Below are 10807 nucleotides of genomic sequence, written 5' to 3'. Positions count from 1 at the left end.
ATCACGGGCAGCCGCAGTGCCTCCACCGCGAGCGGCGGCAGCACCCCGGCCCACCAGGAGGTGGCCACACAACCCGCCGCACCGCAGGCCCCGGCCAGCACACCGGCCGCGCCGGGCAGCACCCGCGCGGACCGCTCCACCAGGTCGGGATCGACCTGCGACACCGGGCGTTTCGGGGCGATGGCCGGGCGCCTCAGGCGCGGCTGCTCCCCCGTGCCCTGCCTGCGGCCGACGACCGCCGGTTTCAGCGGCACCGTCGCCGGGGCGGGGTCGTCGCGGAACAGCAGGTGGACGGGGATCTCGGTGGTGGCCTCGTTCTGGATCAGCCGGGCGGGCCGGACCGGTCCGTCGGCAGGTTTGCCGACCGGTCCGTCGGGCTCGGACGTGTGGGAAGTGGTCGTACTCACGCGTGCCTCCAGCCTCCGCGCCAGATGCGTCACAACAGTGGTCGGATGAGGGACCGCCCGGACACGCCGAGGCGGACCGAGGGCCTACGAGAAGAGGCGCCGCCAGGTCTCCGGCCCCGGGTAGCCGTCCGCCGCGCCGCCCCGCCAGCCCTGGGTGCGCTGAAAGGCCTCGACGGCACGCCGGTCCGCCTCGGTCCAGTGCGGCCCCGGCCCGACCCGGTAGAACCTGCCGAACCCCTTGCGCACGAGCTGCCTGCCCAGCTGGGTGACGTAGGCGTTGTTCGCACCCGGGCGGAACAGCGCCCGCCCCGGGTAGCCCGGGACGCCGTGCGAGGCGGGCGGCGGGCCGACCACCCCGCCCTTCACGTCCTTGCCCTCACCGGTGACCAGCAGCTCCCAGGTGCGCGGGCCGGGCAGCCCGTCGGCGTCCGCGCCCGTCCAGCCCTGCGCCTGCTGGAACGCCCGGGTCGCCCGGCGGTCGGCGTCGGTCCAGCGCGGCCCCGGGCCCGACGCGTACGAGCCGCCGGCCCCGCGTGTGACGAGCATCCGGCCGAGCCGCGTGACGTACTTGTTGTTCGCGCCGGGGCCGAAATACGACGCTCCCGGATACGGCGTGACGGCCCGGGCGCCCGGCTGGCCGCCGTCCTTCCCGGGTACCGGCTCCGCCGGGGTGACGCCCTTGTACCGGTAGGGCACGTACCGGGCGGAGTCGTTCCAGTAGGCGTACGGGGTGGACTGGCGGCGGGTGTGCGGGCGGGTCTGCTCGTAGGCGGTGTAGTGGGTGCGCGAGGCGTCCGTCCAGCCGCCGAAAATGGTGACGTGCGAGCCATTCGCGGGGTCGGACGCATTGTGGAACAGCAGAATGTCGCCAGGCTGGAGTTCTTCCTTGGAAATCCGCTCCCCGTACTGGGCGAGACTGCCCGTCCATTCGTTTCCGGGGAGCTGCCAGGCCATCGAGACATAGCCGGAGCAGTCCTGCCGGTAACCGTCGGAGGAGTAGGCGTTCATGCTGTACGGCACCTTCGCGGTGACCCAGGTCCTGGCCCGGTTGATGATCTCCGTGCGGGTGGTGGCGGTGGGCTTGGGGGCGACGGACGGCTTCCCCGGACGGCCGCCGGGGCCGTACAGCGGGGCCGAGCCGCCCTGGAGGGTGTCGGGATCGTCACCTGCGGAGACGCCCGGCCGGTGGGGTGCGTGCGGGGCGGCCGCGGCCGGTACGGCGTGACCGGTGCCGAGTGCGGCGGAGGCCACGGCCGCCAGGGCGAGGGCCCGGTGGGCGGCCGGGTGGGCGCTGGTCCGGCCGGACCAGGAATGCGGCAGGGCGCGACGCCAGTGGACGCATCCGGGGCAGTCGCAGTCACTCGCGGGGTCGATTTCCTCGAATACCGGAGACTCCATGCGATTCCCCTCACACTTGCGCCGGAAAATGCGGCGCCCGTGCACCAGAGGGCGCGCGTCGTCAGTTTCGCAACTGTCTTCGGCACGCGCATGCTGACGGTCCGAATGATGTACGCGGGCGCCTTAACGGCCCCCTCCCCGCCCTGGGCCGGGTGGTCCGGAGCACCTCCGCACGTCCTGTAGAGTTTCGGCGTCAGCAGGCGCCGCTAGCTCAGTTGGTTAGAGCAGCTGACTCTTAATCAGCGGGTCCGGGGTTCGAGTCCCTGGCGGCGCACCGACCGGAAGGCCCTTCGCGGAAGCGAGGGGCCTTTTGCCTGCCTGTGCACAGCCTGCCGCCCGCTGGGCCTGCCGCCTTCTGGCCGGAAACCCTCTCGCCATGGCAGCGCGTGACCTGCGGGAGCGGATCAAGAGGCTCGTCATCGACCGCCGGCCGGCCTCCGGGGCCCCGCTGCCGACCGAGCCCGCGCTGATGGAGCCGGCCGGATGCCGGAAGCGGACCTCGTTGAACCGAACACGCTCGTCGACCGTACGGAAGAGCAGGCCGCGCAGGGGGCCGGCCTCGCCGAGACCGACCGGGCCTTCCACGCCCCCTCTACCGGAGGCTGGAGAACGTGCTGCTGTGCGAGGCGTAAGAGAACACTTCGGCAACAACCGCGCCCGCCTGCCCACAACGGCTCCACAGGGCCCCCACACCCGTCACAATGAACGCGTTTGACCGGTAACCACCGTGTTTCGCATCTTGCGATCATGATGAACGCCGTAGAACTCTGGTCTTCTGCTTTTACAAGATGCTGCGGGTTCGCGGCAGTTGGGGGGCTTTAGGGCCGGTTGCAGGTGGAGCGGGGGTAGGGGCCCGCGTTCATGAACCGATGCCGAGGGGGGCATCATGCAACCGGAAGGTCGCGTTGCCGTGTCTATAGGGTGTGGATGACGTGGTGACTGCGATCCACCACTGATACGTCTGTGAAGGTCGAGGGGGACCTGGAGCAGACGGTAAGAAGCTACGAAACACGCGCTGTCCGCGTGTGGGGGGATGACTCATGACGTCGAGGCCGACGGGTGCCCGGCAGGACCACGACCCGTCCCAGACCACCCAGCTCAGGGTGCCCGGACACCGGCTGAGCACGACGGGGACGTTCCGGCGGATCAAGAAGACCCTGCCGAGGTACGACTACGAGCACTACAGCCGGCTCGCGGGTCCCCTCACCCAGCCGGATCCGGGCAAGCCGTACAAGGTGCAGTACCGCTCGCTCATCTCGCAGGAGCCGCACCGTATCCGCGTCGCCCTGATGCTGGCCGCGGCACCGGTGCTGTCCCTGGTGCTGCTGTTCTGGCTGCTCCAGCCCGAGCACTGGACCGAGCGCGACTACCCGGCCTTCGACTGGCTGCCCGCGCTCGACATGGTGATGCTCGTCTCGATCGGCCTGATCGAGTTCTTCCGCTGCATGAACGTGCTGTCGAACGCGCACGCCACCCTGGTGGCCCGCGATCCGATCCCGGTGGTGCCGGAGACCGGCACGAGAGTGGCCTTCCTCACTTCCTTCGTGCCCGGCAAGGAGCCGCTGGAGATGGTGACGAAGACCCTGGAGGCGGCCGTGAAGATCCGCCACCGGGGCCTGATGCACGTCTGGCTGCTCGACGAGGGCGACGACCCCGAGGTGAAGGCGGTCTGCGAGCGCCTCGGCGTGCACCACTTCTCCCGCAAGGGCGTCGCGAAGTGGAACCAGGCCAAGGGCCCGCACCGCGCCAAGACCAAGCACGGCAACTACAACGCCTGGCTGGAAGCGCACGGCGACAACTACGACTTCTTCGCCTCGGTCGACACCGACCACGTGCCGCTGCCCAACTACCTGGAGCGGATGCTCGGCTTCTTCCGCGACCCGGACGTCGGCTTCGTCATCGGCCCGCAGGTCTACGGCAACTACGACAACCCCATCACCAAGGCCGCGGAGTCGCAGCAGTTCCTCTTCCACGCGCTGATCCAGCGCGCCGGCAACCGCTACGGCTCCCCGATGTTCGTCGGCACCTCCAACGCCGTGCGCATCAAGGCGCTCAAGCAGATCGGCGGCCTGTACGACTCGATCACCGAGGACATGGCGACCGGCTTCGAGATGCACCGCCACAAGAACCCGGCGACGGGGAAGAAGTGGCGCTCGGTGTACACGCCGGACGTGCTCGCGGTCGGTGAGGGCCCCAGCGCCTGGACGGACTTCTTCACCCAGCAGATGCGCTGGTCGCGAGGGACGTACGAGACGATCATCGGGCAGTACTGGAAGGGCTGGTACTCGCTGCCGCCGAGCAAGCTCTTCAACTACACGATGATGATCATCTTCTACCCGATGTCGGCCCTCAACTGGATCCTGGCGGCGCTGAGCTGCTGCCTGTTCCTGGGCCTGGGCGCCTCGGGCGTGAACATCGACCCGGCGGTCTGGCTGATGCTCTACGGCAACGCCTCCGCGCTGCAGATCGGCCTGTACGTCTGGAACCGCCGGCACAACGTCTCGCCGCACGAGCCCGAGGGCTCCGGTGGTGTGGCCGGCATGGTGATGTCCGCGCTGTCGGCGCCGCTGTACGCGAAGGCGCTGATCGACTCCGTGCTGCGGCGCAAGAGCAAGTTCGTGGTCACGCCCAAGGGCGACTCGGCGAGCCCGGACCGCTGGTTCGGCACGTTCCGCTACCACTGGTACTTCGTCGCGATCTTCGGTGGCTCGATCGCCGCCGGGTTCGTCTTCGGCCACTCCCACCCCGCGATGATCATCTGGGCGACGTTCGCGCTGCTGATCACCGCCTCGCCGGTGTTCGCCTGGCGCTGGCAGCTGCGGCAGGACGCGAAGAAGCCTCCCGCCCATGCCGCGGGACAGCCGCAGGACCCTGCGGGGCCGAACCGGACGCAGCCGCTGCCCATCCCGCAGCAGCCGTCGGGGCACGTCCCGCAGCAGAAGCCCACGTGGGCCGCCACCCCGGGCGCACACGGGGAGGTCGGGGGAACCGACCAGACCATGCAGATCGCCCTTGGTGGACTTGGGGGACGTAAGGAATGAACGACCGTGCAGGCCGCCGCCGGGCCCGTCGACTCGCGATAGGCACGGCGGTGGTACTCGCGCTGGCCGGGATGAACGGGCCGTGGCTCTACCGCTTCAGCACCGAGAAATACCACCAGTACAAAATCAACAAGCCGGAGTACAAGGCCGCGAACGGCAAGTGGGAGATCATCGATTTCCCCGAGGAGTACCGGCAGAACACCATCCACGCGGCGCTGCTGCGCACCGGCAAGGTGCTGCTCGTCGCGGGCTCGGGCAACAACCAGGACAACTTCGACGCGAAGAGGTTCGACACCCGCATCTGGGACCCGGTCAAGGGCACCATCAAGAAGGTCCCCACACCGGCCGACCTGTTCTGCACCGGCCACACCCAGCTCGCCAACGGCAACCTGCTGATCGCGGGCGGTACCAAGCGCTACGAGAAGCTCAAGGGTGACGTCACCAAGGCCGGCGGCCTGATGATCGTCCACAACGAGAACCCGGACAAGCCGATCACGCTGCCCGCCGGCACGAAGTTCACGGGCAAGCAGAACGGCAAGACCTTCGTCTCGAAGGATCCGGTGCTCGTGCCGCGCGCGAAGAAGGTCTTCGACAAGGCGACCGGCAGGTTCCTGCGCAACGACCCCGGCCTCGGCCGGATCTACGTCGAGGCGCAGAAGCGGGGCAAGAAGCACGAGACGGGCACGCAGGACAACTACCGCGTGCACGGCCTGAAGGGCGCCGACGCCAAGAACACCTACGGCATCGCGCAGAAGCTCGCCCTCGACAAGAAGGACTTCCAGGGCATCCGGGACGCCTTCGAGTTCGATCCCGTAGCCGAGAAGTACATCAAGGTCGACCCGATGAAGGAGGCCCGCTGGTACCCGACGCTCACCACCCTGAGCGACGGGAAGATCCTGAGCGTCTCCGGCCTCGACGACATCGGCCAGCTGGTCCCGGGCAAGAACGAGATCTTCGACCCGAAGACCAAGAAGTGGACCTACACCGACAAGGTCCGGCAGTTCCCGACGTACCCGGCGCTGTTCCTCATGCAGAACGGCAAGGTCTTCTACTCGGGGTCCAACGCGGGATACGGGCCCGACGACGTGGGCCGCGAGCCGGGCGTGTGGGACGTGGACACCAACAAGTTCACGAAGATCCCGGGCCTGAGCGACCCCACCCTGATGGAGACGTCGGGCACGGTGCTGCTGCCGCCGGCGCAGGACGAGAAGTACATGGTGGTCGGCGGCGGTGGCGTCGGTGAGTCCGAGGAATCCAGCGAGAAGACCCGGATCGTCGACCTGAAGAAGGCGGACCCGAGGTTCGTGGACGGCCCGTCCCTGGACAAGGGCACCCGCTACCCGAACGCCTCGGTCCTGCCCGACGACAGCGTGCTGATCTCCGGCGGTTCGGAGGACTACCGGGGCCGCGGTGACTCCAACGTCTTCGAGGCGCGGCTCTACGACACGGAGAAGAACGAGCTCAAGCGTGTCGCCGACCCGCTCGTGGGCCGTAACTACCACTCCGGGTCGATCCTGCTGCCCGACGGGCGCGTGATGTTCTTCGGCTCCGACTCGCTCTACGCCGACAAGGCCAACACCAAGCCGGGCAAGTTCGAGCAGCGCATCGAGATCTACACGCCGCCCTACCTCTACGGCGAAGGGGACCGGCCGTCCCTGTCGGGCGGGCCGCAGACCATCGAGCGCGGCGGGACGGGGACGTTCACCTCGTCGGACGCGGCGAAGGTCAAGAACGTCCGGCTGATCCGGCCGAGCGCCGCCACGCATGTCACCGACGTCGACCAGCGGTCGATCGCCCTGGACTTCAAGGCGTCCGGCGACGAGCTGACCGTGACCGTGCCGAAGAACCGGAACCTGGTCCAGGCGGGCTGGTACATGATCTTCGTGACGGACGCCGACGGGACCCCGAGCAAGGCGCAGTGGGTCAAGGTGCCCTGACAGACAACCAAAGGTGACCTGACGGCAACGGAAAGGGGCGCTCTCCCGCGGGGAGGGCGCCCCTTTTCGGGTCTGGGCGGTGCGTCAGCCGGTGGCCTTCGCCAGCTTCAGGGCGTAGTCCGCCCACCACTGGCCCGCCTTGGGTCCGCCCTTGCACTCGCCGTCGGACTCGCCCGGCCGCTTCACCCACAGGTACGCGTCGACCAGCGGGTCCGCCGTCTTCGTCGTCGGGGTCTCGCCCAGGGAGCGGCCCGGCGGGTTGCACCAGCGCTCGTCGGGGTTGCCGCCGGTGTAGGGGCCCTTGCCGTTGCGGCTGGTGTCGATGACGAAGTGCTTGCCTCCGACCTTGGCGGAGAGCTTCTTGCCGTAGGCGATGGAGTCTTCGGTGGAGTAGAAGTTGGAGACGTTGACCGAGAAGCCGTCGGCCTCGGCGATGCCCGCGCGGTTCAGCGGCTCGAAGATCTGGTCGGGGTTCTGCCAGCCGGCGTTGCCCGCGTCGAGGTAGACCTTCGTGTTCTTCAGGGACTTGAGCTTGGTGACGGCGCCCTTGAGGAGGTCGTAGCGCTCCTCGTGGAACTGCTGGGGCGTGCAGCCGTCGACGAGGTGGAGCAGCGCGTCCGGTTCCAGGACGATGGTGGCGGGCCGGTCCCCGATGCCCGAGGCCACGCCGTCGACCCAGTCGCGGTAGGCGTCGCCGTCGGCGGCACCGCCCTGCGAGTACTGGCCGCAGTCGCGGTGCGGGATGTTGTAGAGGACCAGCAGGGCGGTGCGGCCGGCCTTGTCGGCGGCTTCGGTGAGGCCGCGGGTCTGCTGCTGCGGGTCGTCCGGGCCGACCCATTCGGCGACCGGCTGCTCGGCGATCTTGCGGATCTGCTCGGCTTCCTGCTCCTTGCCCGACTTCTCCAGGTCGGCGACCTGCTGGGCCGCGGTCCCTTCCGGATTGACCCAGAACGGGGCCTTTTCCTTGGGCTGTTGGGTGATCCTCGCGCCCGCGTCGGCGGGATCGTCCGATCCGTCTCCTCCGTCGGACGAGGAACACCCCGTGATCAGCAGTGCCGCCCCCAGCACCACTGCGGACATCCGCCTCCCGGCGAACACCCCGACCCCCCTGCTGCCGTACATCCAACTCCCCCTTGGGTGCAGCGTCACAAGTCTCAATCCTGACATACGTCTCGCGACACCCACGAGGCGAACCCCACCTGTGCGGATGACGCAGCGCCACCATGCCGGGACTTGGCGTTATCCGACCTCTAGGCCGGACTCGCCCTTTGGTTCTAAAGTCTTCTCAGCACGAACCCGGCCTTCGGCCAGAAATTCACCCACCGTGGCTCCCGTGGCCTCCCGCGCAGCTCGCCGGGTTACTCCCGCGGCCCGTGCGCGCGGTCGAGGACCGGCCCGGTCGGCGGCTTCAGGGGGAGCGGGCCGTCGACCGGGTTGGGTGGCCGCCCCCCGACCCGCCGGGACCTGCCTTCAGAGGCCGGTTCCCGTCGGATCAGAGGCCGGTTCCCGTCGGATCAAAGGCCGGTTCCCGTCAGATACGCCGAGACGACCACGTTCGCCGTGTAGCTGCGGGTCGTACGGTCGAAGCTGCCGCCGCAGGTGACCAGCCGCAGTTCGGCCCGCCCCGACTCGCGGGGCCCGTAGGCCTGGTGGGCGTCGAAGCGGTCCCGCGTGAGGACCTGGACGGACTCGACGGTGAACTCGGCGACCTTGGCGTCGGCCCGCAGCACCCGGATCGTCTGGCCGGGCCGCATGGCACTGACCTTGTAGAAGACGGCGGGCCGGGAGTCGGTGTCGACGTGACCGACCATCAGCGCGGTGCCGGCCGCCCCGGGCGCGACCCCGCCGGCGTACCAGCCGACCACGCCCGGCTGGTCGTACGGCGGTGGGTCGAGCGCCCCTCGGGCGTCGAGGCCGCGTGCCACAACGGGGGCCTGGACACCGAGCCCGGGGATGTCGACGCGCTGCGGCAGCGCGTCCCCCAGCGGACGGTGCTCGGGTGGCAGCTTGATGTCCGGGGGCCGTCCGGCCGCCGCCATGTCGCCCGTGGTGGGGGCCGAGATGCCGTGCCGCACCTCGGTGACCTCGCGGCCCCACAGCCACAGCCCGAGCAGCAGCACGACCCAGGCCATACCGGTCAGCAGGCGGCCGGTGCCCGAGAAGCGACTCCGAACCTGATCGTGATCCCGCATGGTCAGTCCTGTCCACGGCCCCGGCGGACACCGCGCAGCGCGACGAGCAGCGCGGCCACGCCCACGAGCACCAGCCCGGTGACCCCCTGCGCCGTACCGGGAGCGGCGCCGCTCTCCTCGGCGGCGAGGAGAGCGGCGGCACCGCCACCGCCCGCCCGGACGGGGGCGACGGGTGAGGCGGGCGCGCCGGGCCGGAGGGACGGGGGCGCCTCCTCGTCGGCACCGGGAGCGGACGGCTGTCCGCCCTTCCCCGGCGCGGACGGCTGCCCGCCCTTCCCGGGCGCGGGCGGCTGACCACCCGCCCCGGGCACGAGGACCGGTTCGGGCGCGGCCCCGGGCCGCCCCGCCTCGCCGTTCCGGACGGTGAGCGTGCCGGTCTGCCGCGTGGCACCGCAGGTGACCCGCACGGGATACGAACCCGCCTTGGTCGTGGAGCGGACGCGGCTCTCACCGGCGAGCTCGCTTGCTCCGGTGACGGTGAGCCGGGCGTCCGCGACGAACGCCGCCGAGGCGGCCACGGCCGTTCGCTGCGCGCAGCCGGTCACGCGGAGGGTGACGTCACTGCCGGGGGCGGGGGCCGCCGGTGTCACCGAGACGCTCCCCCCGTCCGCCGCGTGTGCCGCCGGGGCGAGGGCGACGGCGGCCAGGACGCTGGTACAGACAGTGACTCTCAGGGAACCCATCGTGAACCTCCAGATGCCTGGAGCCTCCCCCGCTCGGTGGGCCGCCGCATCCTCAGGGACGCGGCGACTGCTCCGTACGGGTGACGACGGGTTTGAGCCCCTCGGGTGGCGCCGCCCGGGCTCAGACCCGGTCGACGAGGTCCGCGATCGAGTCCACGACCTGCGACGGCCGGTACGGGAAGTCCTCGACCTGTTCCGGCCGGGTCAGGCCGGTGAGCACCAGGAACGTCTGCATCCCGGCTTCCATGCCGGCCAGCACGTCGGTGTCCATGCGGTCGCCGATCATGGCGCTGGTCTCCGAGTGCGCCCCGATGGCGTTCAGCCCGGTCCGCATCATCAGCGGGTTCGGCTTGCCCGCGAAGTACGGCTTCTTGGCGGTCGCCCGGGTGATCAGGGCGGCCACCGCGCCGGTCGCGGGCAGCGGGCCCTCGGTGGAGGGGCCCGTCTCGTCCGGGTTGGTGCAGATGAACCGGGCGCCGCCGAGGATGAGCCGCACCGCCTTCGTCATGGCCTCGAAGGAGTACGTGCGGGTCTCGCCGAGGACGACGTAGTCCGGCTCGTGGTCGGTCAGGATGTAGCCGATGTCGTGCAGCGCGGTGGTCAGGCCGGCCTCGCCGATGGCGTACGCCGAGCCGCCCGGCCGCTGGTCGTCCAGGAACTGGGCGGTGGCCAGGGCCGAGGTCCAGATGCTCTCGATCGGCACGTCCAGGCCCATGCGGCGCAGCCGGGCGTGCAGGTCGCGCGGGGTGTACATCGAGTTGTTGGTGAGGACAAGGAAGGGCTTCCCGGACTCGCGCAGCTTCTTCAGGAAGGCGTCGGCGCCGGGGATCGGTACGCCCTCGTGGATGAGCACACCGTCCATGTCGGTGAGCCACGACTCGATGGGCTTGCGGTCTGCCATGTGCGGGATCTCCTGCCGTACGCGGTCCAGCCTGCGGTCCAGCCTAGACAGTGGCGGGATCTTGCGGAATGGCCCGCGTGCGGCGTCCCGACTGGCGGGACGCCCTGATCAGCGGCGGCGGCGTGCGACGAGCAGTACCCCGCCGCCGGTGAGCAGCACGGCCACGGCGGCGGCGACCTGGGTGCCGGTGCCCGTCCGGGCCAGTTCCTCCGCGAAGGGGAACCGGTCCTCGCGGGGCGGGACGGAGG

8 protein-coding genes, 1 tRNA gene and 1 pseudogene are annotated in these 10807 nt (G+C 70.1%); 3 read left to right on the top strand and 7 right to left on the bottom strand.

Features of this window, described 5'->3' with window-relative positions; translation table 11 throughout:
- A pseudogene (locus C1J00_RS29320) lies at window positions 1-407 on the bottom strand (SPFH domain-containing protein); the annotation flags it as partial.
- An 84-nt stretch (window positions 408-491) separates the two neighbouring features.
- The gene (locus C1J00_RS29315; RefSeq protein WP_102912016.1) at window positions 492-1805 is read right to left on the bottom strand and encodes a peptidoglycan-binding protein; all 1314 of its coding nucleotides are present in this window, start codon (window positions 1803-1805) and stop codon (window positions 492-494) included.
- Window positions 1806-2005: 200 nt separating this feature from the next.
- Here C1J00_RS29315 and C1J00_RS29310 point away from each other — a divergent pair.
- The 3 genes from C1J00_RS29310 (at window position 2006) to glxA (ending at window position 6783) form a co-directional block, all read left to right on the top strand.
- Window positions 2006-2079: transfer RNA gene (locus C1J00_RS29310), tRNA-Lys, on the top strand.
- 766 nt (window positions 2080-2845) lie between these two features.
- Entirely contained in the window at window positions 2846-4846 is a 2001-nt protein-coding gene (locus tag C1J00_RS29300) for a glycosyltransferase family 2 protein (RefSeq protein ID WP_102912015.1), read from the top strand.
- Entirely contained in the window at window positions 4843-6783 is a 1941-nt protein-coding gene (gene glxA, locus C1J00_RS29295; RefSeq protein ID WP_102912014.1) for a radical copper oxidase GlxA, read from the top strand. The genes C1J00_RS29300 and glxA overlap by 4 nt, the downstream gene beginning before the upstream one ends.
- Before the next feature lie 84 nt (window positions 6784-6867).
- Here the strand turns inward: glxA and C1J00_RS29290 are convergent, their stop codons facing one another.
- From C1J00_RS29290 to C1J00_RS47705, 5 genes are all read right to left on the bottom strand, one after another.
- Window positions 6868-7905 (bottom strand): glycoside hydrolase family 6 protein, encoded by a 1038-nt coding sequence (locus tag C1J00_RS29290; RefSeq protein ID WP_102912013.1) that lies wholly within the window; start codon window positions 7903-7905, stop codon window positions 6868-6870.
- A gap of 392 nt (window positions 7906-8297) precedes the next feature.
- Window positions 8298-8975, bottom strand: a complete 678-nt coding sequence (locus tag C1J00_RS29285) for a class F sortase (RefSeq protein WP_102912012.1) — start codon at window positions 8973-8975, stop codon at window positions 8298-8300.
- Window positions 8976-8977: 2 nt separating this feature from the next.
- Window positions 8978-9658 carry a hypothetical protein gene (locus tag C1J00_RS29280; RefSeq protein ID WP_102912011.1) on the bottom strand — a complete coding sequence of 227 codons (681 nt, stop codon included), beginning with the start codon at window positions 9656-9658 and terminating at the stop codon, window positions 8978-8980.
- A 121-nt stretch (window positions 9659-9779) separates the two neighbouring features.
- A complete protein-coding gene (locus tag C1J00_RS29275) occupies window positions 9780-10559 on the bottom strand; it encodes an HAD-IIA family hydrolase (protein ID WP_102912010.1) in 780 nt (259 codons plus the stop codon).
- A 108-nt stretch (window positions 10560-10667) separates the two neighbouring features.
- A complete protein-coding gene (locus tag C1J00_RS47705) occupies window positions 10668-10763 on the bottom strand; it encodes an LPXTG cell wall anchor domain-containing protein (RefSeq protein WP_281262777.1) in 96 nt (31 codons plus the stop codon).
- Between the last annotated feature and the right edge of the window lie 44 nt (window positions 10764-10807).

Source organism: Streptomyces cahuitamycinicus (genome assembly GCF_002891435.1).
GTDB lineage: Bacteria > Actinomycetota > Actinomycetes > Streptomycetales > Streptomycetaceae > Streptomyces > Streptomyces cahuitamycinicus.
Note: the sequence above shows the minus strand (reverse complement) of the source record. Positions and strands in the feature narration are given on the sequence as shown.